The organism is Verrucosispora sp. WMMD573 (genome assembly GCF_027497175.1).
In the GTDB taxonomy this organism is placed as follows: Bacteria; Actinomycetota; Actinomycetes; order Mycobacteriales; family Micromonosporaceae; genus Micromonospora.
Window position 1 is genome coordinate 2,107,191 of record NZ_CP114901.1, and the last position, 26,990, is coordinate 2,134,180.

Annotated in this window: 24 protein-coding genes, 1 tRNA gene and 4 pseudogenes; 19 read left to right on the forward strand and 10 right to left on the reverse strand. The window is 68.5% G+C overall.

The features are described from left to right. Positions 1 to 437 precede the first annotated feature (437 nt). Together O7601_RS09715 and O7601_RS09720 are read left to right on the forward strand one after the other, a co-directional pair. On the forward strand, positions 438 to 1,775 hold the full coding sequence (locus tag O7601_RS09715; RefSeq protein WP_281565861.1) for a hypothetical protein: 1,338 nt from the start codon (positions 438 to 440) through the stop codon (positions 1,773 to 1,775). A 34-nt stretch (positions 1,776 to 1,809) separates the two neighbouring features. Beyond that, on the forward strand, positions 1,810 to 2,685 hold the full coding sequence (locus O7601_RS09720; protein WP_281565862.1) for a DMT family transporter: 876 nt from the start codon (positions 1,810 to 1,812) through the stop codon (positions 2,683 to 2,685). A gap of 199 nt (positions 2,686 to 2,884) precedes the next feature. Here the strand turns inward: O7601_RS09720 and O7601_RS09725 are convergent, their stop codons facing one another. Together O7601_RS09725 and O7601_RS09730 are read right to left on the reverse strand one after the other, a co-directional pair. Next, positions 2,885 to 3,580, reverse strand: coding sequence for a RibD family protein (locus O7601_RS09725; RefSeq protein WP_281565863.1), 696 nt, complete (start codon positions 3,578 to 3,580; stop codon positions 2,885 to 2,887). Next, entirely contained in the window at positions 3,573 to 4,478 is a 906-nt protein-coding gene (locus O7601_RS09730; RefSeq protein WP_281565864.1) for a hypothetical protein, read from the reverse strand. The genes O7601_RS09725 and O7601_RS09730 overlap by 8 nt, the downstream gene beginning before the upstream one ends. Before the next feature lie 225 nt (positions 4,479 to 4,703). Here O7601_RS09730 and O7601_RS09735 point away from each other — a divergent pair, with 225 nt between their 5' ends. The 14 genes and pseudogenes from O7601_RS09735 to O7601_RS09800 all read left to right on the forward strand — a co-directional run bounded on the left by O7601_RS09735 (position 4,704) and on the right by O7601_RS09800 (position 17,126). Next, on the forward strand, positions 4,704 to 5,708 hold the full coding sequence (locus O7601_RS09735) for an NAD-dependent epimerase/dehydratase family protein (RefSeq protein ID WP_281565865.1): 1,005 nt from the start codon (positions 4,704 to 4,706) through the stop codon (positions 5,706 to 5,708). After that, positions 5,705 to 6,706: a hypothetical protein gene (locus O7601_RS09740; protein WP_281565866.1), complete on the forward strand. Its 1,002-nt coding sequence runs from the start codon at positions 5,705 to 5,707 to the stop codon at positions 6,704 to 6,706. The genes O7601_RS09735 and O7601_RS09740 overlap by 4 nt, the downstream gene beginning before the upstream one ends. Next, the gene (locus O7601_RS09745; RefSeq protein ID WP_281565867.1) at positions 6,703 to 7,644 is read left to right on the forward strand and encodes a glycosyltransferase; all 942 of its coding nucleotides are present in this window, start codon (positions 6,703 to 6,705) and stop codon (positions 7,642 to 7,644) included. The genes O7601_RS09740 and O7601_RS09745 overlap by 4 nt, the downstream gene beginning before the upstream one ends. Further along, positions 7,625 to 8,527, forward strand: a complete 903-nt coding sequence (locus O7601_RS09750) for a phosphotransferase (protein ID WP_281565868.1) — start codon at positions 7,625 to 7,627, stop codon at positions 8,525 to 8,527. The genes O7601_RS09745 and O7601_RS09750 overlap by 20 nt, the downstream gene beginning before the upstream one ends. Next, positions 8,524 to 9,651 (forward strand): glycosyltransferase family 4 protein, encoded by a 1,128-nt coding sequence (locus tag O7601_RS09755; protein ID WP_281566858.1) that lies wholly within the window; start codon positions 8,524 to 8,526, stop codon positions 9,649 to 9,651. Before O7601_RS09750 ends, O7601_RS09755 begins: the two co-directional genes overlap by 4 nt. Positions 9,652 to 9,654: 3 nt before the next feature. After that, a complete protein-coding gene (locus O7601_RS09760) occupies positions 9,655 to 10,767 on the forward strand; it encodes a glycosyltransferase family 4 protein (protein WP_281565869.1) in 1,113 nt (370 codons plus the stop codon). A gap of 17 nt (positions 10,768 to 10,784) precedes the next feature. After that, on the forward strand, positions 10,785 to 11,462 hold the full coding sequence (locus O7601_RS09765; RefSeq protein ID WP_281565870.1) for a histidine phosphatase family protein: 678 nt from the start codon (positions 10,785 to 10,787) through the stop codon (positions 11,460 to 11,462). 114 nt (positions 11,463 to 11,576) lie between these two features. Then, complete coding sequence (locus O7601_RS09770; RefSeq protein ID WP_281565871.1) at positions 11,577 to 12,104, forward strand: DUF6244 family protein; 528 nt, start codon at positions 11,577 to 11,579, stop codon at positions 12,102 to 12,104. Positions 12,105 to 12,313: 209 nt separating this feature from the next. Beyond that, on the forward strand, positions 12,314 to 12,700 hold the full coding sequence (locus O7601_RS09775; RefSeq protein ID WP_281566859.1) for a hypothetical protein: 387 nt from the start codon (positions 12,314 to 12,316) through the stop codon (positions 12,698 to 12,700). A 13-nt stretch (positions 12,701 to 12,713) separates the two neighbouring features. Next, positions 12,714 to 13,163 (forward strand): SitI3 family protein, encoded by a 450-nt coding sequence (locus O7601_RS09780; protein WP_281565872.1) that lies wholly within the window; start codon positions 12,714 to 12,716, stop codon positions 13,161 to 13,163. Positions 13,164 to 13,323: 160 nt separating this feature from the next. Further along, positions 13,324 to 13,799 (forward strand): annotated as a pseudogene (locus O7601_RS09785) (SitI3 family protein). A 392-nt stretch (positions 13,800 to 14,191) separates the two neighbouring features. Further along, positions 14,192 to 14,267, forward strand: a tRNA-Arg gene (locus tag O7601_RS09790). Positions 14,268 to 15,196: 929 nt separating this feature from the next. Continuing rightward, the gene (locus tag O7601_RS09795; protein WP_281565873.1) at positions 15,197 to 15,661 is read left to right on the forward strand and encodes a G1 family glutamic endopeptidase; all 465 of its coding nucleotides are present in this window, start codon (positions 15,197 to 15,199) and stop codon (positions 15,659 to 15,661) included. Between the two features lie 244 nt (positions 15,662 to 15,905). After that, the gene (locus O7601_RS09800; protein WP_281565874.1) at positions 15,906 to 17,126 is read left to right on the forward strand and encodes an alpha/beta fold hydrolase; all 1,221 of its coding nucleotides are present in this window, start codon (positions 15,906 to 15,908) and stop codon (positions 17,124 to 17,126) included. 422 nt (positions 17,127 to 17,548) lie between these two features. Here O7601_RS09800 and O7601_RS09805 read toward each other — a convergent pair whose 3' ends face one another. Together O7601_RS09805 and O7601_RS09810 are read right to left on the reverse strand one after the other, a co-directional pair. Beyond that, on the reverse strand, positions 17,549 to 18,262 hold the full coding sequence (locus tag O7601_RS09805) for an MFS transporter (protein WP_281565875.1): 714 nt from the start codon (positions 18,260 to 18,262) through the stop codon (positions 17,549 to 17,551). Positions 18,263 to 18,333: 71 nt separating this feature from the next. Continuing rightward, positions 18,334 to 18,612: pseudogene (locus O7601_RS09810) on the reverse strand (MFS transporter); the annotation flags it as partial. Between O7601_RS09810 and O7601_RS09815 the strand changes: the two are divergent. Beyond that, a pseudogene (locus tag O7601_RS09815) lies at positions 18,599 to 18,931 on the forward strand (DNRLRE domain-containing protein); the annotation flags it as partial. The pseudogenes O7601_RS09810 and O7601_RS09815 overlap by 14 nt on opposite strands. A gap of 61 nt (positions 18,932 to 18,992) precedes the next feature. Here O7601_RS09815 and O7601_RS09820 read toward each other — a convergent pair. Together O7601_RS09820 and O7601_RS09825 are read right to left on the reverse strand one after the other, a co-directional pair. Continuing rightward, positions 18,993 to 19,325 (reverse strand): annotated as a pseudogene (locus O7601_RS09820) (transposase); the annotation flags it as partial. 381 nt (positions 19,326 to 19,706) lie between these two features. After that, a complete protein-coding gene (locus tag O7601_RS09825) occupies positions 19,707 to 20,555 on the reverse strand; it encodes an SDR family oxidoreductase (protein WP_281565876.1) in 849 nt (282 codons plus the stop codon). Between the two features lie 119 nt (positions 20,556 to 20,674). Between O7601_RS09825 and O7601_RS09830 the strand changes: the two genes are divergently transcribed. Continuing rightward, positions 20,675 to 21,037 carry a helix-turn-helix domain-containing protein gene (locus O7601_RS09830; protein WP_348650241.1) on the forward strand — a complete coding sequence of 121 codons (363 nt, stop codon included), beginning with the start codon at positions 20,675 to 20,677 and terminating at the stop codon, positions 21,035 to 21,037. A 13-nt stretch (positions 21,038 to 21,050) separates the two neighbouring features. On the opposite strand, the gene O7601_RS09835 is transcribed toward O7601_RS09830, so the two are convergent. Both O7601_RS09835 and O7601_RS29470 read right to left on the reverse strand, forming a co-directional pair. Further along, positions 21,051 to 21,638: an ATP-dependent Clp protease proteolytic subunit gene (locus O7601_RS09835; RefSeq protein WP_281565878.1), complete on the reverse strand. Its 588-nt coding sequence runs from the start codon at positions 21,636 to 21,638 to the stop codon at positions 21,051 to 21,053. 244 nt (positions 21,639 to 21,882) lie between these two features. Then, on the reverse strand, positions 21,883 to 22,638 hold the full coding sequence (locus tag O7601_RS29470) for a helix-turn-helix transcriptional regulator (protein WP_348650242.1): 756 nt from the start codon (positions 22,636 to 22,638) through the stop codon (positions 21,883 to 21,885). 161 nt (positions 22,639 to 22,799) lie between these two features. Here O7601_RS29470 and O7601_RS09845 point away from each other — a divergent pair, with 161 nt between their 5' ends. Continuing rightward, complete coding sequence (locus O7601_RS09845; protein ID WP_281565879.1) at positions 22,800 to 23,813, forward strand: potassium channel family protein; 1,014 nt, start codon at positions 22,800 to 22,802, stop codon at positions 23,811 to 23,813. 83 nt (positions 23,814 to 23,896) lie between these two features. Here O7601_RS09845 and O7601_RS09850 read toward each other — a convergent pair whose 3' ends face one another. Both O7601_RS09850 and O7601_RS09855 read right to left on the reverse strand, forming a co-directional pair. Continuing rightward, positions 23,897 to 24,934: a 2-oxoacid:ferredoxin oxidoreductase subunit beta gene (locus O7601_RS09850; RefSeq protein ID WP_281565880.1), complete on the reverse strand. Its 1,038-nt coding sequence runs from the start codon at positions 24,932 to 24,934 to the stop codon at positions 23,897 to 23,899. Beyond that, on the reverse strand, positions 24,927 to 26,774 hold the full coding sequence (locus tag O7601_RS09855; protein ID WP_281565881.1) for a 2-oxoacid:acceptor oxidoreductase subunit alpha: 1,848 nt from the start codon (positions 26,772 to 26,774) through the stop codon (positions 24,927 to 24,929). The genes O7601_RS09850 and O7601_RS09855 overlap by 8 nt, the downstream gene beginning before the upstream one ends. Between the last annotated feature and the right edge of the window lie 216 nt (positions 26,775 to 26,990).

The following is a 26,990-nucleotide window of genomic DNA, read 5'->3' on the forward strand; positions in this document are numbered from 1 at the left end:
CCACGCGCCCCGCTCAACTTCGAAGAGCCCCCATATGCGACCAGGTCCCGGAACCGCAGCCTCCGGGCCAACTCCTGGCGATAGCCGTATCGGGCTAACTCGTTTTGCTCATACATCAGCGAGCCTCTCCTTCCCCATCGATTGCTCGGGCGCAGCGCCAGATGGTGGGCGCCCCACCGGCTTGAGTGCGACGCCATCAGCGCCCGCGCCTCCGGCCGGTTTGGATCGCGTGCTGCCAGGCGATGCCCCGGTGATCAGGCGATCCGCGTCGTGATCGAGGGTCGCGTCCGCAGCCAGAAAGATCGACCCCGATTGGTGGGGATCACCGATCCGACGGGACTCCACGGATCACGGGGAGTACTCGGGTGGATGGCTTCCGTCACAGCGGCGGTGATCGCTAACGTGCTACCCACGGCGGCCCGGGAGAGGAGGCGGGTATGGCGAGGAGCGCGCGTAGCTACCAGCAGGAGGCCGACGAGCTTCGCGCCAGCGGCTGGACCTACCAGCAAATCGCCTCGCACTGGCGGAAGCGGTACCGCTTCAACCCGCGGGTGGCCTTCCGCCTCGCGCACGGCCTGACGCAGGCTGACGTGGCGCGGCGTTGGAACGAGCAGTGGCCGGACGCGGACGCGCCGAAGACCGCTAAACAAATCTCGTACTGGGAGATCTGGCCGGGCCCGGCGGGCCGGGCACCGTCGTTGGACACACTGAACAAGCTGGCGTTTCTCTACCGGTGCGCGGCCGGAGACCTGCTCGGCGGCGAGGACCACAGCCACCTCGACACAGCGGCCCTGCGCGCGAGCGAACCGGAGCCGCACGCTGGCCGGTCGACCGGCCAGCGCATGACCGGCGCCCCGCTGCCCGCCGGCACGGTCCTGACCCGGGTCACCGATCGGATCGTCGAGGACTTCGAGATCTTGACCGACACCTACCGGCATCTCGACTACCGGGAGGGCTCAGGTCGGGTGAGCGCGGATGTCGGCGCTCACCTGCACCGGATGTTGGAGGTCAGCAACCGCACGACCAACACCGGCACCCATCACCGGCTACTGCGCGCCGCAGGCGACGCCGCCCAACTCGCGGCTTGGTTCGCCATCGACGCTCAGCGGTACCAACAGGCACATGGCTTCTGCCGGCTCACGATCTCGCTCGCCGAGAAGGCGAACGACCGAGCTCTGCACTCGTATGGTCTCGGCGTTCTCAGCCAGATCCACCTGCACTGCGGCGACGGCCGTACCGCCCTCAGCCTGCTGGGCACCGCCCGTGACGTCGGCGGGCAGGGCGCACCGGCCGCTGTCCACTCCTGGCTGGGTGAGGCGATCGGTGAGGCGTACGGCCTCCTTGACGAGCCTCGCCGGGGAATGACCGCCCTGGCCGAAGCCGAACGGGTCTTCGACGGCGTCAGCGCGGCCAATACGCCCGTCTGGCTGAGCTTCTTCAACGCCGACTGCCACGCCGCCCGGCTCAAGGGTCGATGCCTGACCCGGCTCAGCCGTCCGAGCGAGGCGACCCGCTCGCTCTACGAAGCATTGACCCTGCTGCCCGCTGACTTCGTCCGGGAACGTTCCGGCACTTTCATCGACCTCGCGGTCGCGTATACGCAGATGAACCAGATCGAGCAGGCCTGCCACGCCGCCACCCAGGCCGACGTCCTCGCGCGCCGGACCGGATCCGAACGCAACCGCAAGCGCCTACGGCAACTCTTGATCGACCTGTTGCCCTGGACCGGCCTCGACTGCGTGCGAAGCCTCTACCGGCAGGTGCTGATTAACTAGAACGCGTGCGTACGCCGACCCGCTCCGACCCGCTGTGACCCGCCGCTCCTGGATCGAACTGGTCATCCTGTCCGCCCTGTGGGGCGCGGTGTACCCGCTCATCAACGTCGCTCTGCGGGATCTCTCGCCAACGCTCGTCGTTCTTGGCCGAGTGCTCCTCGCCGCGCTTCTGCTGCTCCCCCTCGCGATACGCCGGGACGCGCTTCGGCCCGTTTGGCGCAACCCTCGGGCGATCATCGAGACGGTGCTGGTGCAGTCCACGGCGCCGCTGCTGCTGCTCACCTACGGCCAGCAGTACGTGTCGGCGAGCGTCGCCGGCATCCTGGTCGGTGCGCAGCCACTGTTCGTCGGGCTCCTCGCCCTCTGCTTCGCACCCGACGAGCGCCCGCAAGGCTGGAAGGGCCTGACCGGGGTGCTCCTCGGCCTGGTCGGCCTGGTCCTACTTTTTGGCGTCGACCTGCGTGGAGGCCGGCTGGCGCTGCTCGGCGGCGCGCTCATCGTCGTCGCGGCGGTCTGCTATGCCGCAGGCGCGATGCTGATACATCGCAGGTACGCCGAGGCTCCGCCCCTCGGTGTCGCCACCTCCGCCATGCTCGTCACCACCGTCGCCGTGGCCGTGCCCGCCTCGGCGACGGTTCCAAGCAGATTGCCCGGCCTGGAAGCGACAGCGGCCCTGCTCGTGCTCGGGATCGCTTGCACGGGCGCGACGCTCGCGCTCTTCTACAAGCTCATCACCCAGATCGGACCTGCCCGCGCCGCGCTCGCCTTCTATCTCTCACCCGCATTCGCCGTCGCCTTCGGCGTGGTCTTCCTGCGCGAGCAGATCAGCATGGCTGCGGTCCTCGGGCTCGCGGCGATCATCGTCGGTTCCGTACTCGCCGCCCACCGCAGCGAGCCGAGACCTCCGTGATGCCCATTTACACCCGGGCTGCCGGCCAGCGCGACGTCCGCCGCCGTCTGGCCGACGACCGCTCAATCCGCCGCCCATACCTCGCCTACGCCCTCGAGCCAACACATCGGTCCGGCGATTGACAAGCGCGGAAAGCTGCCCGGCCCTTACGTGATCAGCCGGGGGTCAACGGCGGCGAGACGCACTCGACGGAAGGCGCTCAGTCAATCGAAGTGAAGCGGTCGGAGAGGGCGTAGCGATGGAACACGACGTCTCCGACCTGTCGTACCTCGGCAAGGCGGGCCCGGCTTGTTGATGTCCATGAGAATGGCCCCGGGTTCACGAACCGGGGAGCGTCGGCCTCGCCGACGAAGAAGGGCGCCACGACAAGGTGCAGCTCGTCGGCAAGATCCGCCGTCAGCAGTGCGGTGTGTACGCTGCTGCCGCCCTCGACCAGGAGCCGACCGATGCCGCGCCCGGCGAGGTCGGCCAGTACGTGCGGAAATGAGAGCGGTTCACCGCCGTCGACGACCGTCGCCACCGACCCGAGGTGCTCCCGTTGCTTGTCGATCGCGCTCGTCTCGCAGTACACGATCTTCTCGATGTTGCCGGTGGTGAAGAACGCCGCGGTGGGATCGAGGTCACCCCCGCGGCTCACCGTGACCTTGACCGGCGTAGCCGAGAGTCCGGCGGCGGTCCGGGCTTCGCGGCGGGCTTCGGACCGCACCATGAGCCTGGGGTTGTCTCGGCGGATGGTGTTGGCTCCGACGAGGATCGCGTCGCAGGTGGCCCGCACCGCGTCGACCCGGTCGAGGTCCTGCTCGTTGGAGAGGATGAGTCGCGTGGGGCCGGCCGTGTCGATGTAGCCATCGAGGGACATGGCGCACTTGAGCAGGACGTACGGTCGGTCACTCACGGATGTCACTCCTACGGTCGGTGGTGATAATCCGCTCGACGAGTTCTATGAACTCGTCAGCGATGGCGCATGAATCCAGCGAGTCGAATAGGTCCTGCGTGATCCACTCGCGCAATCGTAGATTGGTCCGCATTCGGTTGAGCGCGCTGCGGGCCGCGCCGCCTGTGGCGCCGTAAGGGATGATCTTCTTGTCCATGGAGACGGCGAGGTCGATCTCGTCCAGCGTGCCCTGGCCGCCACCGAATACGAGGACGTAGTCGGCGTTACGGACGACGTTCGGATGGCCGAAGACGCCGACGGCCGCTCCGAGGCTGGGTGGGCGGTAGTGGTTGGCGATGTAGGTCATGATCTCGATACCGACGCCCCGTGGTCCATGGTCGACGTCGAGGTGGTGGTTCATGAGCCATCGGCTCACGGCGATGATGCAGCCGTCGATCGCTTTGTCGTCCGCCTCTGGTGACCGACTTCCGCAGATCGAGATGCGTGGCGGCTCTTCTGATCGGGTGGGCCGGAACCACCCGGTTGTCACCGCGGCTTTGTCGCCAGCCGGGGCTCCGCGCTGCTTCGGCGCGGTGAACGCGGAGATGGCCACATCGACTGGGGCGAGGCCAAGCATCACGCGGGATTCGTCGGGCATCAGGAGCCCATCGGCGACGCGGGCGAGCACGTCGATGTCAGTGACGCGCGGGCCACGCGTTCCTCGAATGAAGTTCGATACATCGGACCGGTCGTGGCTGGTCAGGAGCGCGAGTTGGGTCTGCGTACAGTCCGGGTGCACTTCGAGGTAGATCTTGAAGAGGGTCCCGATCTCGCGGCGGGCCAGCGCGAGCCGCACGTCATCGCGCCGCCAGAACAGGAGCGAGACGCCGGTGACGTCGAACGTCTTGCGTCGAGCCACCCCGCCCCCACTGGTCGTCGATCTGTGATGACCAGAGGGTAGTGGATTACGACGGAAGTTCGCGTGGCCTGGTCCCACCGCTTTGTTGTCCGACGCCCGTGGACTCGGACCACGGGTCGCGCCAATTTCCTGGTGTCGTCGACAGGCCCAAACTCCAAACGTGACCGACCACGCCGGACCTCCCGGCGGTCGAGGTGACGCAAATCGAAGGAGTTGAGGCGGGCCATGGTTGATCCCGTTCTGCGGCTTGACGCAGGTGGTCGGCTGAACGAGTCCACGATCGTCGTGACCGGTGGCGCCGGTTTCATCGGCAGCCACGTGGTCGCCCGGTTGCTCGCTGAGGGCGCGACCGTCAAAGTCATCGACGATCTTTCGACGGGCCGGCTAGAGAACCTGCGCGACAGCCTCGGTGCCGGCCTGGCCGATGGGGACATTCGGATCTGTGACGTGCGGTCGACCGATGCCGTCGACGCTATACGGCTGTGGCGGCCGGAGATCGTCGTCCATCTCGCAGCGCAGTCGAACCTGCCGGCCTCGACACGGTCGCCGCTCGTCGACGCGGACATCAACATCCGGGGAACAGTGAACGTCCTGGATTCGTGCGCCGAGGCAGAGACCAGGCTCGTCGTGTACGCGGCCACCAGCGCGATCTACGGCACGGTGGACGGCGACGCCGTGCCTGTTGCGGAGACCGCGCCGATCGCGCCGACCAGTCCGTACGGGCTGAGCAAGGCGACAGCGCTGAAGTACCTCGACTGGTACCGAGATCACCGGAGCGTCGACTACACGGCGCTCGTGCTGGGCAACGTCTACGGGCCGCGCCAAGTTGGCCCGATGTGCGGCGTCGTCGGCCTGATGGCGCAAGCCGCGATGACGCGCGGGCATCTGGCAATCTTTGGCGACGGCCACCAGACGCGAGACTTCGTGTTCGTCGCCGACGTTGCCGAGGCGGTGACCGCCGCCTGCACCACTGGCGGCCTCGGGCTGGTCAACATTGCCTCGGGCGTCGAGACGACCGTTGGCGAGATCGCTGGGTTGGTCTCTCAGGCAGCTGGCACCGGAGCGCTGCGGCATGCCGATCCGCTGCCAGGTGAGGTGCGGCGCATGGCGCTGGACATCTCGCGGGCGAGGGACCTGCTCGGCTGGCACCCCACGACCCCGCTCGCGGAAGGCGTCCGGATCACCGTCCGGGCCGCGCGGCGGCGCGATTCGATCAAGGAGGCGTCATGAGGTACGCGCGTCGATTCGCGGTCGGGCCGGTCGAGGTGCAGGTGACCTCGAACGAAGAATCGGTCCTCGACTATCTTGGCGAGTTCTACACCGCGACGGGTGCCGCCCTGCCGGGACACGACTGGACGGTCGACGCTCAGATTGGCTCGCCAGAACCAGATGCGAACACCAACCAGTGGGGCGTTTCCTGGCGGATAGACCGCTCTGAGCACACGGTCCATCTGCGGGCCGAGGCCGCCGAGAGCCTCGCGATCACTGCCCGGAAATGCGTACGGGAAGTCCTGGTCGACTACTGCGAGCAGCGGCGGTACACGATGTTGCACGCCTCCGCGGTCGTTGATGATGCCCTCAGGATCGTTGTTGTCGGGGACAAGGGAAGCGGCAAGACCACCCTCGCTCTGAAGGCCGCGCTCCGGCACGGGATGCGGTATGTGTCCAACGACCACCTGATCATGTACGGGCCTGATGGCGCGGGCACCCTCACGTTGACATCGCTTCCCACGCTGATTCCGCTCAAGATCGGCACATTTCTGGACCTCGAAGGCGCACTGCCGGAGCCGTGGGATCGTGACGGGCTCGATGTCGAGGCATACCGCGCCTCGGCGAGATCCGAGGTCTATTCTCTCGATCGGCGCGTGCTCTACACGTACCGCCGCCTGGGTCACGACAACCCGATCACGGTAGACCTCGGCCCGTGGGACTCCCCGGTGATGACGTTGATCGTGTTGGCGAGCTACTCGTCGGGCGACGCTGGCGAACCCGTATCCGTCGCGGATCCCGTAACGGAGCTTCTCGCTCACGTGCGCACCGATTGGATGTTCGACCCGACGCTGAACCAGCGGTACCTTCCGCGGGCCGAGCGCGGGCGGGATGAGTACCTCGCTGACGCCCGCCGCCTCGTCACCGCCCTGGCCGAGCGGTCGACAGTCGTTCGCTGGACTCACCGCGGTGATCCGGCCCCGATCCTGGAGTTCGCCGCCAATCGGAGACTGGCATGAAACCCCTCGTCACCGTCGTGATCCCCACGTACAACCGGCCCGGCCCTCTGCGGCATGCCCTGGCCAGCGTCGCCGCCCAGCGCGCCGTACCCGGCTCGGTCGAGGTAGTCGTCGTCAATGACGGCGGATGCGACGTGAGCACGGTCGCGAACGCAGCTCGCGAGCAGGGCCTCGTCGTCCGCCTCATCGATCTGGACCAGAACGGTGGTCTTCCTTCAGCGCGCAACGTCGGCATTCAGGTCGCACGAGGTGATTACCTCGCCTTCCTCGACGACGACGACATCTTCCTGCCCAGTCACCTCGGCACAGCCCTCGCAGCGCTGAGCACGGGGGATGCCGACCTCGCGTACACGGTGTGCGTCGTCCAGGAAGCGCGCGTCGACCCCACGAACCCGCCGGCATTCAGCACCCCTAAGACGTTCTCGTTCGATCCGGACCTGCTGTCGGTGGCTAACTTCATGCCGGTCCATACCGCGGTTCTTCGGCGCCCACCGGAGTCGGCCCGGTTCGACCCTGACCTTCCCGCGCTGGAGGACTGGGACATGTGGCTGCGTCTGGCCCGCGATCATCGTTACCGGTTCGTGCACGTCCCGGAGCCAACCGTCGTCTACCACCGCATCGCGAGCGAGGCCAGCATGGTCGGCGCGACCGTCGGCGATGGGCATGCCCTCGCCCACTTCGGGACCCTCACCGAACAGATGTGGTGTCGCTGGCCCGCCCGCACGCCCAAGGCTCAGCACTTCCGGCTGTACATCGCCGTCATGTACTGGCACTCGTTGGCGCGCCTGGCGGCCGGTCATGCGCTCAGCGACCAATACTTTCAACGCTGCGTCGCGGAGATCGCCGCGGTCTGGCACGGGGAGCGCTCCGAGACTGGCCTTCGCCAGCGGATCATCGACTCGATCAAGGAGACCGCCGATGTCGCACACGCCGCCTGATCTGCCTGGCTCAGCAGCCACGATCGGGCTGACCATCGACACGGTGCTACGGCGCACGGACAAGACCCTGCTGGCGCGCGGCTCGTTCCGCGGCGAACCGGCAGCGGTGAAGTATCTGATCGACCCAGATCCGTTCTGGGCGGCCAAGTGGCGGCACGAGCTGGACGTGTACGAGGTCTTCGCTGACACCACCCCGCCTGTCCGGACTCCTCGACTGCTGCATACCGACCGTGACCGGCTGCTGGTCCTGGAATGGGTCGACGTATCGCCCCTCGCGGTCGAACGCTACCCCCAGCGAGAGCTCGATACCCGGGAAATCGATGCCGTCCTGGACTGCATCACCGCGTTGAATGAGTGGACCTACCCCGCCGTCCGGTTCTCGCCCACCTTCGACTACTCCGACCGCGTGGCTCGGTACCAGGCCAAGGGGTACCTCACTGAGAGCCAGAGAGAGGCTCTGGACCGTCTGCTGGCCCGCTGCGACGCGCCGGCACAGCTCAATCACGGCGACCCGCTGGCCAGCAACATTCTCCTCGATGCCGGCCGTTCCGACAGCAACGACGAGGCCGAGACCACGGCGGTGCTGGTCGACTGGGAGTTCACCGGACTGTTCCTTCCTGGCTTCGACCTCGCGATGCTCCACACCCAGGTCGGCGCACGTACGCCAATGATCCGCGAGCGCATCGAGGCGATCGTGAGTGAGACGGGCATCGAGGCCGCATTCACGCTCAACCTCGCTGTGGTCCTGACCCGCGAGCTGCGCCTGCACCACGAACTGCCCGAGGACGACCCGGCCCGGACGCGGTGTCTGCCGATCATCGAGGCCGCCTGGACCTCGGCCAGCACCCGCCTACAACGGGTCGCCGCGGCGAGGCCAGCATGATCCACGTAGCCCTGGTCCACCGGGACCTCCACGAAGTGAGCCGCGGCGGTATCTGCACGCTCTACCGCTCCCTGGCCCGGCAACTGGTCGACCTGGGCACATCGGTAACCATGATCACGCAGGAGTCACCCCACCCATTGCAGGCGAAAGATGTCACCGTCGTCTCGCTTCCCCGCACCGAAGACCTGGTTCGGCACCGCGAGGCCGTTGCCGACGCCCTCGACGCGGTCAGGCCCGATGTCGTCGACTGTTCCACCTGGGAGGCGGAGACCCTTCGGTATCTCGCCAAACCTCGCGAAGACCGAGCCCCCGTCCTCGTACGCGGCGAGTTCAGCGCCGCCCGCCTCGACGCGGGCGACCGCGCCCGCGACGAACACCAACTCGTCCAAGCCGCCGACCATGTCATCGCCGTCAGCCAGTACGCGGCCCAGGATCTCGCGACGGAGTACGGCATTCCTCTGCCACTCGCGGTGGCCAACGGAGTCGACCGCGAACGGTTCCACCCTGGGAGGCCAACCACGCCCGCCAGCGGCTTCCACATCGACCTCGGGGCCGACGGCCACGTCGCAGGCCGCAGACCGATACCCGACCTCCTCGCAGCCGGAGAAACAGTCTCGCCATGGTCGCCCGATCCGGCGGGACGCCTCCGGCTCGTATGGGTCGGAAAGATCACCCCGGTGAAGGGCTGGGACCTGCTCGAGACCGCCGCGACCCGGCTTCGGGACATCGCCTCCATTTCCGTGCTGCTCGGCCACTCACCAACGTTCGCGCCGGTCACATCAGCCAGCAGCGAACTCACCGTCCTTCAAGATCTGGACGACACCGACCTTCCGGGCCTCTACCGCGCGGCGGACTGGCTGCTGTCCACGTCGCGCTGGGAAGGCTTCGGCCTCGCCATCGCCGAGGCGCTCGCCTGTGGCACCCCGGTCCTGCTGCCAGGGCACCTCGGCACCGCGCCCGAGCTGCTCGCCGCCAGTGGCGGTTACACGTACCGCGACCTCGATCACCTCGAGGACATCCTGACCCGGGCCGAACGCCCGGCCGGCCGCCTTCCCGACCACTTCGACTGGGCAGTCAACGCGGCCGAAAGCCTCCGGCTCTACCGAGCGCTCGTCGGCAGGTGACCCGTGCGAATCCTGCTGATCGGCCCACACCACACCGGCGGAAGCATCCCGCCCTACCTCGACGTCTTCACCGCCGCGCTGCGATTCCTCGGCGTGCAGGTCGACCGCCTCGGCTCATCGGGCGTGCCCTACGACAAGGAGCAGGACCGATTCTGGACGGCCGAGCAAGTCCGCCAGGAGGCCGAGGGCATGCTCGCCGACGTCGACGTAAACGCGTACGACCTGCTCTCTGTCCACTTCGGAAATCTCGACGTCGAACAACTGCTACCCCAACTGTGGCCGGCCCGCCGACCTCCGGCCGTCTACCACCTACACAGCCTCGACTGGACCCTGTTCACCGACCACGTCCCCGAGCCGGACCTACGCCAGGCGGTGAACAGGGGAGTCACCGGCATGGACGCCTTCGTATGCTTCGGCACCTACGGAGCCGAGCGCCTCGAGACCCTCGCTGGGCCCGACGCACCACGCCTTGTCTCCTGGCTGCCGACCACCATCCCATCGGGCACCTTGCCGAGATACCCGAAGGATCTTGCCGCAGCCCTGGAACCCTCGGACCCCCGGCCGCTTGGCAGCCTCTACGGCTACGCCGCCCCCTGGAAAGACACCGAGAACCTCATCAACGCATGTAAGCGGACGAAGGAACCCGGCCGCATAATCGTCGCGGGCCCGTTCTGGGACGACCCATCACAGGCAGGACTGGATCTCGCCGCCGAGGTCAAGGGCACCACGCACGGATCAACACAGCTGCGTGTCGTACCGACGTACCTCGATGCCGCCACCCGGTTGGCGCTCGTCACGGCGACGGACTTCGCGATTTTCCCGTACCGTACCCAGCCGACCTTCCAGGGCAGCGGTGCCATCGCCGACTACCTCGCCCACGGTGTGCCCGTCCTCGCAACGGACGTTGCCAACATGGCCGAACTGATCGGCGACGCGGGAGTGGTCATGGAACCCGCGAATCCCCAGTCATTGGCCGACGCGGTCGATCGCTTCATCCACGATGCTCAATACCGTAGGACCCTGGCCAGTGCTGCCCGATGCCACGCCCGCCGCTTCAGCGTCGTCCACCACGCCGCCCAATGCCTTCGGTTCTACGACACCCTCATCAGACGCTGAGAACGGGACCAGCGACCATGACACTCCCCGCTGAACTGATCATCGCTCGCCACGGCGAGGCGCACTGCAACCGCGAACAGATCGTCGGAGGCCCGCAAGGGTGTCGCGGACTGACCGACCGGGGCCGACGCCAGATCGAACGACTGGCCCAACGACTCGGTCAAGAGCACCACGAGCGCCCGATTCACGCCATCTACACCACGCCGCTGCGCCGAGCCCAGGAAAGCGCCGCGATCATCGGCGCGTACCTCAGCTTGGACGCCGAGACCGTCGCCGACCTCACCGAACAGGACTACGGCACCGCCGACGGCCGGCCCTGGACCGACGTCGTCACTGAGTACGGGGACATCCCCGCCCTCGACGCGGACCGTCCGCTCGCGGCCGGCGGCGAAACCTGGCGCGACTACCTGCAACGGGCCAGCGTCGCCATCGGCGAGATCACGACCCGGCATGTAGGTGAGCGGGTCCTCGTCGTCGGCCACGGCGAAACCATCGACGCCGCCTTCCACCACTTTCTGGCCGTGCCTATCGCCGCTCGGGTCACCGCGGCTGTCGCGGCGTACCACGCGAGCGTCACGACCTGGGTGCAGCAACCGCTTTCGTGGACCCGACCCTCAGCTGGTTGGCGATGGACCCTGACCAGCCACAACGACACCCGGCATCTGTCCGCAGATGTAGAGATGACCGAATGTTAGCGGGGTCTGTCTGCGGTGCCGACCGCCTCGCCGGTGTCTGGTGGCCTCGCGAGGAGCCCGGTAGGTTCAGCTATCCAGCGCTCTCACTTTCATCGATTGGGGGATGCGGGCCACGTGTCGCAGATCGAGAAGATCACCGGTGAACTCCGCGCAGTGATGACCGGGGTCGAACGCGCGCAGGGGTTGGCAGCCGCCGCCGACAGTCAGGCGCAGGAGGTGGCGCTGCGGGCCGCGGGCGCCGGCTTCGTCGCTGTGGCGGCGGGCGTGGCCCGGGTACGCAGCGCGATCACGGGCATCCAGGGCGGCCTGGGAAGTCTCGCCGGTTCGATCGGTGAGGCGACGAAGGCCACTGCGGCGGTGCCGAACGAAGCCACCCCGCAGGAGACGATCGCCGGGCTGGCGCCCGTACAGAGCGCCGTTGACGCCGCTCGGGACGCGGCGACCGGGGCCATCACCGGAGTCGGTGAGGCGCAGCAACTCGTCGCGATGGTCCTGCAGGGCGGGCAGCCTGGGCCGCTGCTGCAGGCCCTGGACAGCATCAAGCAGGTCCTGGTGCTGGTCGTTCAACGCACCGGCGGGGCCCGGCAGGCTGTCGAAGCGGCGATCGCGCAGGCCCGGCAGTTGGGGTCGTCGGGAAACTGACGGGGGCTGGCGGACACCCACCGGCCAGCCCCGCCCCTGCTACCACCGGCCGCCCATCCCCGACGGCCCGCACCCTAGGCGGCGCCGTCTCCGCAGACACTGACGCAGCAACCCTGTGGGCCAGGCGTCCCACCGGCGTCGTCGGCGGGTCCCCTACTGGGCATCGAACCCGGATCTCCGCGAACGAGAAGCCACGGGAGCGGCGTGCCCTGGAGTTGGAGAACGAGTGTGCCGACAGGGTCGCCGGCAAGGGGTACCGGGTTCACCAGAACCCCACGAGGCAGGAGGTCGCGGACGCGCGACGCGAGACCGGGGATTCTGGGAGGCCGGAGAAGGCGCCCGACTTCCTCATCGAGGGGCATGTCTTTGACTGCTACGCGCCCACCCCTCCCGTGCCAGCGCGCGCCGTCTGGAGCGCGGTGTCCAGGAAGGTCGAAACGGAGCAGACCCAACGCGTGATGTTGAACCTCCACGACTGGCGGGGAGACCTCACCGCCCTGCACAAGCAGTTCGACGACTGGCCCATCGCAGGGCTGAAGGAACTGGCGGCGGTAACGCGCGACGGTGCGATCATTCAGATCATCCGGCGAGACTGATGAAGGGGTGCAGATGGCTGTCGAGTACCGGCTGACGCTGGCAGGCGACATCCCACTCGAGCAGGTGGCGGAACTGGCTGCTCCCGAAGCGGTCGAGACGTCCACGGTGTCCGGTGGCAGGATGCTCAGCGCCGACCTGAACGACGAGCACGGTTACGTCGTAGACATCACCGGCGGCCGGCACGGCTACTGCAGCGCCGAGGACGACGGTGGCGCTCTGTGGGAGTGGGAGCCGGAGGTCTACGTCGACGTCAGCTTCTACATGCGCAAGGACACCCTGGCCGACAAGGGCAAGTCCCACATGCTTGCCACCGTGGCCAGGATCCTCGCCGGCAGGGCCGAGGACGCGGCCCTGACTCTCAACGGCGACGTGCTGATGCTGACGCGCGTCGCGGGGACCATGCAGAAGCACAACACTGACGGTTGGTACGACGAGGATTACGACAGGATTCTTCACCTCTGACGTGTTTATCAGTCGGTGCGGCGAGGGCGTGTTCTGGCTCGCCGTCGTTGGGCTGCGTCGTCTGCAGCAGCATCGCGCGTAACGCGAAGAAACTCGGATTGGTAATGCCGGGTGGCGCGATCGTTCGGATCGTTGGTCGGGGCTGAGGAGAGCCGTCGAGATGGCTGTCGAGTTCAGGTTCACCCTGGCGGGTGACCTCCCCTTGGACGAGGTGGCTGATCTCATGGCGGCGGACGCCGGCGAGAGGCCGAGGCCGAGCGGCACCAACCTGCGGCTGTTCAGTGCTCGCCTCTACGACACCCGCGGGTAAGCGCCGACCGTCTCTTCAGGGAGCCAGGTTATTTCGATGCCGAGGCCGACGACGGTGCCCGCTGGGAGTGGGAGCCGGAGACGTACGTCGACATCGACTTCTCCATGCGGGCAGACGACGTGGTCGACAAGGGGATCCCGAACATGATGCAGGCCGTAGCCCGTGTGCTGGCCGCCCGGCAGGAGGACGCGGCGCTGCTCCAGAACGGAAACTGGCTCCTGCTGACCCGCGTCCGGGGCACACTCCGCAGACACCGGCCCACCTGGTGGAGCCACTACGGCATAGACGACCTCATCATCACCAATGAACCAGCCGAGCGCGGGTGACCCGCTGACGAACGACGCGGCTTCGACCCGTCGTCCGTGGTCGACGTTGACGTCGTCTTCCTCGACCCGAGGGACCTGACCCGCGACAACGACGACCAGCCACCGCGCGGCTGATGGCGACCTGGCCGGAATCCCCCTTGGGAGGCGGCGCCCAGCCGGGGGAGCGGGCAAACCCACGAGATCTTCGATGATGTGCGCGGTGTGTGCTCTCCAGCGGAGGCCAACCCGGGTGAACCGGTACCAACGCGGGTCACCGCGGCCGACCGCCAGTCGCAAACCGGGGTCCGTGTGCTCCGGGCGTGCTCCTGGGCTGCGACAACAGCGGTCCGGGGAACGTGGGCCACTCCCTGCCACCCCAGGTGAACCCCCAGGTCGCTAGACTTGGCCCTCGCGCCCTCGTAGCTCAGGGGATAGAGCATCGGTTTCCTAAACCGTGTGTCGCAGGTTCGAATCCTGCCGGGGGCACCACGAACAACTGCGACACGGCCGGTCGGGTGTTAGTCGTGTCCGCTACCCTGCCCCTGCCCCTGCCCCACCGCGACGAGACGATCGGGGCGCTCGTCTGGGATCTGCCTCAAGCGTGGCGACACTCGAGGCCAACTGTTCCAGGCCTTCGGCCATCACGGTGAACCGCTGCCGCTCCGGATAGTGAAGGATCCCGTCGAGCTGACGCGCGTACACCAGCCCATCCAACCGGCCAACCGGCCAGACAACCGAAATTGGGATCGTCTCTGTCGGGGTACGGGTTCCGATGCAGAGCCAGGTACGCCACATGTGCGAGGGCTTGGGCGAGTGGCGTTGGGGGACCTTGCAGTGCCGGTCGCCCCAGCGACGTACGTCCGTTGCTCACGATGAGTAACCGGTGGACATGGGCTGTCGCCCGAATCGGCCGAGGTAGCGCCGGCGCATTGCTGCGCCGCCGCCTCGCGGACCGGACGTGCACGATTTCCGTGCATCTGGCTCAAGTAAGCCCTGTGGTTCGCTGGCGCGCAGAGTGAGAACGAGATTCCTGAGAAGACCTGGTCCTACCAGGGATTCGTCCTCACTTCTCGGGTGACACGCCGACGGCGCCACACCGCGACTCAACCACGCGTATGAGCGTGAAACGGCCGTGTGGGGGAAGTGACGAATACCTTCGACGAAATACTCCGGCCTCGCCACCTGAACCGCTGAACAGTTATTGCCGCCCAGGTCAAGTCTGGGACTGTCGGATTTCGGTCCGAGTCGCTGTCGCACTTCGGCGTATTCGTTCAAGCTCAGGTAGCCCTTTTCTTTTCCTCATTTCTTCCTCATGAGAAGACGCGGGTTGTTCCGGATACTTGAATGCGTCGGCAGTGGTACGTCGCCGGCAGCAGTCAAAATCCATCGTGGACAACGAGAGAAGTGGGGTAACGAAAATGCAGAAGACCAACTCCGGTACGACCGCAGCCCTCCTCCGCGGACGAGGCCTGGCACTGGTGGTCGCCGCCGGGACGGTGGCCGGCTCCGTGCTGCTCGGAGCCGTTCCGGCGTACGCCAACGCGACCACCAAGACGGTGGCGTCCGACGGTGACTCCGTCACCTTCACCACCAGCGACAGCAGCCGGAAGGTCAGCGGGAACGTCTCATTCACGATCAACCGGGACGGGAACTGGGAGATCGCCGCGAACGCCCGTAACGGGAACCTGATCGGCCGTAACGCCCACTGGATCTGCGACCTGACGTTGGGCTCGTCGGACCTGCGGAAGTCGACCGGCACCAAGTGGGTGCCGGGCAAGAAGACCCGCAGCCTCAACGCCTCCGCGTACGAGCCGTTCATCGAGGTGAGCTTCGACGCGCTGGTGGCCACCGGGCAGGCCGACTGCGATGTCGTCGTCGGCTGACGCCTGAACATCGCCCGGCTCGGGGGTGTCGCCAGGGCCGGTGACGTGGGGAACCGGTCGAAGGTGTGGTGTGGCGGTGTGGTGCCGCCCACCGCGCCCTTCGGCATCGACGCTGACGTGGCGGTGCTGGCCGACCGACGTCGCTGCTGAGGGAGCAGCCCGGCTCGACTCTGACCCGGAAGCTCCCAGTGGTGACGACGTGGTCCTGGAGCGAGGCCGAGGCGGACAGTAGGCTGAATGCCTCGTGCGTGCTATCTATCACTTCGGCGAGTACGAGCTGGACACGTCCCGACACCAGCTCCGCCGGGCCGGCGCGGCCGTCCATGTCGAGCCTCGCGCCCTCGACCTCCTGTGCCATCTGGTGAAGCACCGGGATCGGATGGTGCCGAAGAACGAGTTGTTCGACGAGGTGTGGGGTGACAGGTTCGTCAGCGAGGCTGCGCTCACCACGGCGTTGCGGACAGCGCGCCGGGCGGTCGGTGACACGGGCAGCAAGCAGCAGATGATCCGTACCGTCCATCGCCGGGGTTACCAGTTCGTCGGTCCGACGACAGTGTCGCGGGCTGAGTCGGCGGTCGACCCGGTGCCGGAGCCCGAGACCACGGTCGGACCGACGCCCGGTAGGGAGCGTCAAGTGATCCAGTTCTGCACCGCAGCGGACGGCACCGCGATCGCGTACGCCACCGTCGGCACCGGTAGGCCGCTGCTCAAGGCAGCCAACTGGATGACACACCTGGACCTGGAGTGGGTGACTCCGGTTTGGTCGCACTGGCTCAGCGGTCTCGCGCGTGATCGACAGCTGATCCGCTACGACGAGCGGGGATGCGGCCTGTCCGACTGGGCCGCGCCGAGCTACACCTTCGCGGACTGGGTCGACGATCTGGACACCGTGGTGCGGGCGACGGGCCTGGACCGGTTTCCGCTGCTCGGCGTCTCGCAGGGGGGCGCCGTGGCGGTGGCCTACGCGGTGCGGCGTCCGGAACGGGTCAGCAGGCTGATTCTGGCTGGCGCCTACGCGCGTGGCCGTCGGGTCCGTGCCGGCACCGCTGCGGACCGTGAAGCAGCCGCGCTTGACCTGAGCCTGGCCAGGGTCGGCTGGCTGCATCAGGATCCGGCCTTCCTGAGGGTGTTCGCCTCCCAGTTCCTGCCGGACGGGACGCCGGAGGAGTGGCAGGAGTTCATCGGTTTCCAGCGGCAGACGACATCGCCGGAGAACGGCGTCCGGTTTCTGGAGGAGTTCGCTCGAATCGACGTGTCGGACATCGCGCACCTGGTGCGGTGTCCGACACTGATCATCCACTCCCGTGACGATGCTCGCGTGCCGGTGTCGCAGGCCAGGGAACTGGCCGCGCTGATCCCCGACAGCAGACTGGTCCTGCTGGAGAGCCGCAATCACTTACTGACCGCCACCGAGCCCGCCTGGGACGAGTTCCTGCTCCACATCGACGACTTCCTGCGCGGGTGATGTTGCGGCCTCCTGGGGTGCCCTTCCGGACGGACCAGCGCCTTGCGTGGTCGCCCGGGGGCGTTTGACCTGGGTGGCAGCCTGCGCCTGTGGACAGCAAGCGCCCACGAGTCGAGTTCGTCAGGCGGCTGACCGGGCTCAGGCCAGCGGGGACGGGGACTCGGCGCCGGTCGGTGACCATCAGCAGACGTGGCCCGGGAGCGAGGGGCAGCTCGCCGCCGACGGCGTCGGCGGCTGGCGGCGGCGCCTCGACGGCCACGGCGGCGTAGCCCGCCGCCACCGCCCCCAGCAACACGGCCGAGGCGGCAGCCACCCCGAGCTTGGCGCGGGTCGACAACGCCGTCATCGGGACACCCTCCGGTCGGTGAGGCGGAAGCCGGGAGCCAGCAGGAACGCGGTGGCGACAACGACGCCGACGACGGTCACCGCCGCGAGCCGGACCGCGGCCTGCGGCCCCCATGCCCTGCCAGGCGAGCCCGAACAGGACCGACGACGCCGAGGTACGCCACCGCCTGTCCGGTCTGCACCAGCGCGATCCCGGTGGTCCGCAAACGCTGCGGGAACGTCGGCCCGGCGAGCGCGATCAGCACGCCATCGGTGGCGGCGTAGAACAGGCCGTACAGGACGAGTGCCAGCACCAGCAGCGGCCAGCCGGCGACCGGACCGGCGAGCAGCAGGTATGTCGCGCCGAGCGCGACGTACCCGCCGAGGACCACCGGCAGCCGTCCGATCCGGTCGGCGAGCAGGCCGAGCGGCATCGCGAGTACCAGGTATGCCAGGCTGTTCCCCACCGCGAGCAACGGGAACCAGACGAGGTCCAGTTCCTCCCGGCGCTGCAGCAGCAAGTAGACGAAGCCGTCGCCGATGGTGGTCAGCCCGAGCAGGCCGGCGGCCAGGACGAGCCGGCGGGTCGGCCGGTCGCGCAGCAGGCCGAGCGCCTCCCGGACGGAGATCTTGCCGGAGCCGGGATGCTCGGAGGGCTGCATCGGATGCTCCCGCACGAAGAGGGCGAGCACGACGACGGCCAGCGCGGCGATGCAGAAGCTGGCGACGAAGACCGCGTCGTACGATTCGCCGACGGCCAGCAGCACCCCGATGGCGGCCAGCGGCCCGAGGAATGCGCCGATGCTGTCCATCGTCCGATGCACGCCGAACGCCCGGCCCAGCGCCTCCGGGGCGTGGAGAGCGTGATGAGCGCGTCGCGTGGTGCGGTGCGTACGCCCTTGCCCAGACGATCGACGGCGATCACGGCACCGATCACCGGCACCGAGCGACCGGCGAGCAGCAGGCCGAGCTTGGCGACCGCGGAGAGCGCGTAGCCGAGACCGGCGACCAGCTTTCGTCGCCGGGTGCGGTCGGCGACGAAGCCGCCGACGATCCGCAGCAGCGCGGTGGCCCCGGTGTAGACGCCGTCGAGCACGCCGAAGGCCAGCGGGCTGAGCTGGAGGCCGAGCACCAGATAGAGCGGCAGGATGGCGGTCACCATCTCGGCGGAGACGTCGGTGATCAGGCTGACCGTGCCGAGGGCGACGACGTTGCCGCTGACCAGTGCGAACCGGCGGCGGGCGGGTCTGTCGGCGGGATCCGGTGGGTCGGCCGCCGGCCGGGAGACGGTCGACAGGTACACGCTGTCCAGCACGACCTGGTCGGAGACCGGTACGACCTGGAACAACCAGCCGCCCCTCGACGGCGCCACCCTGGGCTCGATCGGCTCGGTCACCAACGACAATTGGTACGAGGTGGACGTGACGGCGGCGGTCGCCGGCAACGGCACCTACAGCTTTGGCGCCAGTTCCTCCAGCACGGACGGCGCCTACTACGACTCGCGGGAGAGCGGTGCCGACGCGCCGCAGCTCGTGATCACCACCGCCACACCGTCAACGTCGTCGGATGGAACCCGGCGTGATCGATCGGCAGCCCACACGCGACCTTCCACCGCAGGTCACACCGCACCGCCTGGACCGCCTCCGGGTCCGAATAATCAGTCAGGGTCTGCAGCACCAGCACCGACGCGATCACCGCATCCGGCAGCGACGGCCGGCCCCGCCCGGACGGGAACAAATCCTTGAACATCCCGTCCGGGAACAACACCTGCCGATGCTCGGCCAGCAACGCATACACACTGCCCGCCGGGACCAGATGCCCGACCAACGCCGCGGTGTCCAGCAACTCCGGTTCAGAATCCGAACGACCCTGCACCCACCAATTAACGACCAAAACCGATCAAAACATGTGAGCGGCACGCCAGATTATTCAGCGGTCTCCTAGTCACGATCCCACGGCGTCGACCGCCCGAGTCGGCCACCGCCGAACTCTCGGACGGGGTCCCCTGGGTGTCGGCCACCCGCCGCACCTGGGGGACCGCCGCCCGTGGCAGCACGTCCCCGGAGTTCGCCAGGCCCCGCACCCGCCGAGTGGCGGATCTGGCCGCACCGGCAGGCGGAGGTGGTCGAGACCCTCCCTCCGCCTGACCGGCGCTACCACGACGTACGCGATGTCCACACCGCCACCGGACCCCCGGCCGTGGTGCTGGTGCGGCCGCACCGGCCGCGATGCGCCGACGGCGGGCCGCCGCGTCCGTCAGAGGGCGGTGCGGATCGCCTCGGCGAGGGTCACCGGTGGGCGGCCGATCAGCTTGGCCAGGTCGTCGCCCTCGACGTGCAGCTCGCCCTCGGCGGCGCCCCGGTCGCCGTCGGCGAGCACCTCCGCGTACTGCCTGGGGAGACCGGCACCGACCAGGACCTCGACGTACGTGGCCACGGGCAGGTCGGTGTAGTTGACCTCTTGTTCGCTCTGCTTCGCCACCTCGGCGGCGAGTTCGGCCAGGGTGAAGGCGTCGCCGCCGAGTTCGTACACCTGGTTGGTGTGGCCGTCGCCGGTCAGCACCTCGGCGGCGGCGTCCGCGAAGTCCGCGCGGGTGGCGGCGCTGATGAGTCCGTCACCCGCCGCGCCCGCCACCCCGTGCTCCAGGTACGCGGGCAGCTGCGGCAGATAGTTCTCCAGGTACCAGCTGTTGCGGAGAAAGACGTAGGGCAGCCCGGATGCTTTGATCTCCTGCTCGGTGAGCCGGTGCTCGGTGGCCAGGACGAGGCTGGAGGTGTCGGCCTTCGCGATGCTGGTGTAGACGACCAGGTCGACGTCGGCCTGCCTGGCGGCGGTGATCACGTTGCGGTGTTGGGCTGCCCGCCGGCCGACCTCGCTGCCGGAGACGAACATCAGCTTGGTGGCGCCGGCGAAGGCGGCGCGCAGCGATGCCGGATCCTCGTAGTCCGCCCGGCGGACGATGACGTTCTGGCCGGCCAGGTCGGCCAGCCGGCCGGTGTCCCGGCCCACGGCCACGATCTCGGTGGCCGGTACGCCCCGTTCCAGTAGTGACGCGACGATGAGCCGGCCGAGGTGCCCGGTGGCGCCGGTGACGACGATGGACATGGTGCTGCTCCCTCCAGGAAAACTGTCTGACGTCGGCGTCAACCGGAACATTGGACCAGCACTTCCCGTTGGAGAGTAGGCACCTTGAAGTGCGCGACTTACTGATGGAGAGTAAAGACGTGAAGCCGAATCTGTACGACCGCAGGTGCGGTAGCCGGCAGGTCCTCGACCGCATCGGCGACCGGTGGAGCGTGTTGGTGGTGCTCACCCTCGCCGAGGGTCCGAAACGCTACGGCGAACTGGCCGACCGGATCGACGGGGTGAGTCACAAGATGCTCACCCAGACCCTTCGCGGGCTGGAGCGCGATGGCCTGGCCACCCGGATGGTACACGCGACGGTGCCGCCCCGGGTCGACTACGAACTGACCGACCTGGGGCGTAACCTGCTGAACCTGCTCGCCGGGCTGGAGGCGTGGGCCACGGACCATCTCGCCGAGGTCGAGGCCGCCCGCGCCCGTTACGACGCCCGCGTTCCCGGTTGACCGGTGAGCGGCCTTAGCTGGCCGGCAGTTGGGCGGCGGCGGTCACCACCTGGTCGATCAGGCCGTAGTCGCGGGCCTCCTCGGCGGTGAACCAGCGATCCCGGTCCCAGTCCTGCTGGATCTCGGCCAGGGTCCGCCCGCTGTGGCCGGCGATCAGCTCCTGCATCGTGCGCTTCACGTGCAGCATGTTCTCGGCCTGAATGGTGATGTCGGAGGCGGTACCGCCCATGCCGCCGGACGGCTGGTGCATCAGGATCCGGGCGTGCGGCAGTGCGTACCGCTTGCCGGCCGTGCCGGCGCAGAGGAGGAACTGGCCCATCGAGCCGGCGAGCCCCATGGCCAGGGTCGCCACGTCATTGCGTACGAAGCGCATCGTGTCGTAGACCGCCATTCCGGCGCTCACCGAGCCGCCCGGCGAGTTGATGTAGAGGGTGATGTCCCGCTCCGGGTCCTCGGCGGCGAGCAGCAGGATCTGGGCGCAGATCCGGTTGGCGATCTCGTCGTTCACCTCGCTGCCGAGGAAAACGATCCGCTCTCGCAGCAACCGTTCGAACACCTGGTCGCCGAAGGTCCGCTGGCCGTCGTCGAGCATCGTAATCATGATCAACCTCCACCCGCCGGCGGCGACGTCGAGCGCCCGGGGACCGGCTCCTTGAGCCTGCGGGACCCCGTCGGTGTACGACCAGCGGTTCTGCCGGGGGCAGATCCGCCCACGGCAGAACGACGGGGGCCGGCCGCCAGCTCAGGTGATTCTCAGGGGCGGGTTCCCCGTCGGCCTGATGCCAGAGTGGCATGGATAAGTTCGGTGGGGCATCGGGGCTGAGGAGACAAAACCCCTGGTGGCCTCACCCTCGGTGACTACCGACGGTGGCTCGGACGGTGGCCGTCCGCCGGGCGGCCGGCCGACGCGCCCTGGACCGGTGCAGCGGGCCGCCGGACGATCGGCCGGGCGAGGTGCGACGACGGAGCAGCGGTCCCCGGGCGATGAGATGGATCGGACCGACCCGGTCGGCGAAGGCGACGACCCTGATGCCGCCGGCCAGCCCGCCGCCGGCCAGCCCGCCGCCGGCCAGCCCGCTGCCGGCGAGCCGGCCGCCGACCAGTCCGCCGGCCAGCGCGCCGCCGGTCGGGCCGGCGGTGCCGAGCGGCCCGACCGAGGGAACCGAGCCCCCGTGGAGGGCGTCGCCGCCCAGCCCTGCGGTCAGGTCCGAGTCCGGTTCGGAGCCGAAGCCGACGGCGTTGAGCCGGGCGACGGTCTGGGCGGATCCGTCCGTACCGCGGCCAGCGGCAGCCGGATCGCCGCGCCGGGTGGCCGGGACACCGCCGGTCCGGATCTGAGCGGCCGGGCCGGTGGCCGGCAGTCGGCGTTCGACCCGCCGAAGCTCGTCGCGAACCTCCTCCAGCAGATCCGAGAGGTGCAGGCCGAGCGCCCGGCAGATCGCCGCGAGAACCTCGGAGGACGCCTCCTTGCGCCCACGCTCTACCTCGGACAGGTAGGGCACGGACACCCCGGCGGCCTGGGCAACCTCCCGCAAGGTGCGGCCCTGGTGCTGGCGCTCGCGGCGCAGTACCGCGCCGATCACCCGTCTCAGCAACGACATGCGGGCCTCACTCTCGCCGCTCCTGCGCTGACCGTCCCATCATGCCCGTCCGCCGCCCCGTTCGCCGTACCGCACCATTGAAACGCCACCCCGCCGTGCGGTTCCCGGATCAGCGGCTATGTTGTGGACGTGCAGGCGACCGACGCGGGGCAGGGCCCCCGGTGATTCACTTTCCCGCCCAGCGGCGAGGCCCGCTCAGCGCGTTGAGTCTGCGGCTGGCCGCCGCCATCGGGTTGGTGCTCGCCGTGGTGGCCGTGGTCTACCTCGAACGGGAGCAGTACCGCGACGCCAACGGGGACGGCCTGACGCTGCTGGACTGCTTCTACTATGCGGTGGTCTCGCTGTCGACCACCGGTTACGGCGACATCGTGCCGATGACCCAGCAGGCCCGGCTGGTCAACATCGTGTTCGTCACCCCGGCTCGGGTGCTGTTCCTGATCATCCTGGTCGGTACCACCCTCGAGGTCCTGACCGAGCAGTACCGGACCGGCCGTCGCCTGCACCGGTGGGAGAGAAAAGTGAAGGATCACGTCATCATCTGCGGCTACGGCACCAAGGGCCGTAGCGCGATCTCGGCGTTGCTGGAGAACGGGCTGGACAAGTCCCGGATCGTGGTGGTGGAACGTGCCGGTCCGGCCCTGCGCCAAGCCACCTCGAACGGGCTGGTCGCCATCGAAGGTTCGGCGACCCGATCCTCCGTGCTCAACCAGGCCCACGTACGGACCGCCAAAGCAGTGATCATCGCAACCGACAGCGACGACGCGTCGGTGCTGGTGGCGCTGACCGTACGTCAGCTCACCGCCGGCCAGGTCCGGATCATCGCCGCGGCCCGGGAGGCGGAGAACGCCCCACTGCTCAAGCAGAGCGGGGCACACCACGTGATCGTCTCCTCGGCGACCGCCGGCCGGCTGCTGGGCCTTTCGACGTCGGCGCCACCGCTGATCGACGTGGTGGAGGATCTGCTCACCCCGGGTCAGGGCATGGCGCTGGCCATGCGCTCAGCGGAACGCAGCGAGGTCGGCAGGTCGCCCCGGGAACTCGACACCCTGGTCATCGCGCTGGTCCGGCGGGGCAAGGTGGTGACCCTGGCGGACCGGGCCGGTGCGGTCATCGAGACCGGGGACATGCTCGTGCACGTACGCGACGACCGCCCCACCGCCAACACCCTGCCCTGACCGACGGTCAGCCACCACCGGGCCCGAAACGTCGACCGGGCCGTCCCGAGGGAACGGCCCGGTCGTGCTGGTCACGGCACGGGTCAGCCGACGATGGTCCAGGTGTCGCCGCTGCCCAACAGCCCGGCCAACTGCTGCTCGGGGCTCTCGGTGACGGTGGCCCGGGCGTCGGCCAGCTGTCCCTGCACCACGCTGTCGTACGACGGCCGGCGCACCGAGCGGAACACGCCGATCGGGGTGTTCCGCAGGTCGAAGCCGGGCAGCCGGGACAGCGCGAAAGCGTACGCCGGGTCGTCGACCGTGGCGTCGTGTACGACGATCTCCGCCGCCGGGGTCGACGCCGTCTCGCGTACCTCCAGGCCGAACCCGCCGGGCGGGTGTACGACGCAGAACTGCCCGTCCTTGCCGAACGTGATCGGTCGGCCGTGTTCCAGCCGGATCAGGTAGTCGTCGCGGGTGCTCGGCTCCTTCAGCTGCTCGAACGCCCCGTCGTTGAAGATGTTGCAGTTCTGGTAGATCTCCACGAAGGCGGAGCCGGAGTGTTCGGCGGCGGCGCGCAGCACCGACTGGAGGTGCTTACGGTCGGAGTCGATGGTCCGGCCGACGAAGGTCGCCTCCGCGCCGAGCGCCAACGACAGCGGGTTGAACGGCGCGTCGGCCGAGCCGACCGGCGTCGACTTCGTGATCTTGCCGACCTCGGAGGTGGGAGAATACTGCCCCTTGGTCAGCCCGTAGATCCGGTTGTTGAACAGCAGGATCTTGAGGTTGACGTTGCGGCGCAGCGCGTGAATCAGGTGGTTGCCGCCGATGGAGAGGGCGTCGCCGTCACCGGTCACCACCCACACCGACAGGTCCGGCCGGGAGACCGACAGGCCCGTGGCGATCGCCGGAGCCCGCCCGTGGATCGAGTGCATCCCGTAGGTGTTCATGTAGTACGGGAAGCGCGACGAGCAGCCGATCCCGGAGACGAAGACGGTGTTCTCCCGGGCGATGTTCAGCTCCGGCATGAACTGCTGGACGGCGGCGAGGATCGCGTAGTCGCCGCAGCCGGGGCACCAGCGCACCTCCTGGTCGGACTTGAAGTCCTTGGCGGTGAGCTTGAGGGCGACGGGCTCAGACATTCTTCAGGACCTCTTCCAGCATCGTCTCCAGCTCGGCGGCGGTGAACGGCAGGCCGCGGACCTGGTTGTAGCCGATGGCGTCGACCAGATAGCGACCCCGGATCACGTGCGCGAGCTGGCCGAGATTCATCTCGGGGATGACCACCCGATCGTAGGAGCGCAGCACCGCACCGAGGTTGGCCGGCATCGGGGCCAGGTGCCGCAGGTGTGCCTGCGCGACCGGCAGACCGCGCTGGCGCAGGGCGCGGCAGGCAGCGCCGATCGGGCCGTACGTCGAGCCCCAGCCGAGCACCAGCACCCGGGCGTCGCCGTCCGGGTCCTCTACCTCCACGTCCGGCACCGGAATGGTCTCGATCCGGGCCGCCCGGGTCCGCACCATGTAGTCGTGGTTCGCCGGGTCGTACGAGATGTCGCCGGTCTTGTCGGCCTTCTCCAGCCCGCCGATGCGGTGTTCGAGACCGGGGGTGCCCGGTACGGCCCACGGCCGGGCCAGGGTCTGCGGGTCGCGCAGGTACGGCAGGAAGGTCGTGCCGTCCTCGCCGTTGGGCGCGGTGGCGAACTCGACCCGCAGGTCCGGCAGGGAGTCGACCTCGGGCAGCAGCCACGGCTCGGAGCCGTTGGCGACGTAGTTGTCCGACAGCAGGATGACCGGGGTGCGGTAGGTCAGCGCGATCCGCGCCGCCTCCAGGGCCGCGTGGAAGCAGTCGGACGGGGACTTGGGCGCGATCACCGCCACCGGTGCCTCGCCGTGCCGACCGAACAGCGCCATGTTCAGGTCGGCCTGTTCGGTCTTGGTCGGCATGCCTGTCGACGGCCCGGCCCGCTGCACATCGACGATCACCAGCGGCAGCTCCAACGCCACCGCGAGGGAGATGGTCTCGCCCTTGAGCGCCACACCCGGGCCACTGGTGGTGGTCACCCCGAGCGCGCCGCCGTACGAGGCGCCCAGTGCCGCGCCGATCGCGGCGATCTCGTCCTCGGCCTGCATGGTGGTGACGCCGAACCGCTTGTGCTTGCTCAGCTCGTGCAGGATGTCCGAGGCCGGTGTGATCGGGTACGCGCCCAGGAAGACCGGCAGGCCGGAGCGGACGCCCGCGGCGACGAGGCCGAGCGAGAGCGCGGCGTTACCGGTGATGTTGCGGTAGGTCCCCGGCGGCATCTTGGCCGGCTTGACCTCGTAGCGGACCGCGAAGTCCTCGGTGGTCTCGCCGAAGTTCCAGCCGGCCTTGAACGCGGCCACGTTCGCCGCGACCAGCTCGGGCCGCTTGGCGAACTTGCGCTCCAGGAACCGCAGGGTCGACTCGTACGGCCGGGAGTACATCCAGCTGAGCAGGCCGAGGGCGAACATGTTCTTGGCCCGTTCGGCGTCCTTCTTGGACACGTCCAACTCGGCCAGCGCGCCGATCGTCATCGAGGTCAGCGCGACCGGGTGAACCGCGTACCCGGCGAGGGTGTCGTCGTCGAGGGGGCTGCTCGCGTAGCCGACCTTGGCCAGGTTGCGCCGGGTGAACTCGTCGGTGTTGACGATGATGTCGGCGCCTCGGGGCAGGTCGGCGAGATTCGCCTTGAGGGCCGCCGGGTTCATCGCGACCAGGACGTTCGGCGCGTCCCCCGGGGTGAGAATGTCGTAGTCGGCGAAGTGCACCTGGAAGCTCGACACACCCGGCAGGGTCCCGGCGGGAGCCCGGATCTCGGCGGGGAAGTTGGGCAGCGTGGAGATGTCGTTGCCCAGTTGCGCCGTCTCCGAGGTGAACCGGTCGCCGGTCAACTGCATGCCGTCGCCGGAGTCGCCGGCGAACCGGATGACCACCCGTTCGAGCTGGCGGATCTGCTTGCTCACGGCCGCACCTCGCTTCGTAGCGCGCGGTGGCGCGGCCGGCTGAACTGGATGGTGACCTCGCCTTGCCCGGCCACGAGACCTCCTTGACGCGCCGCTGCGCCGGCCGTCCGTAACCGTCCGGCCCGCCTGTCCTTCCTCACCGAGAGCCTACGTCGGATCGAGGGCGCGCCCTGCCCGGAGGTCCGCCGACTGGGATCGAAATCTGAGGGTTTATGT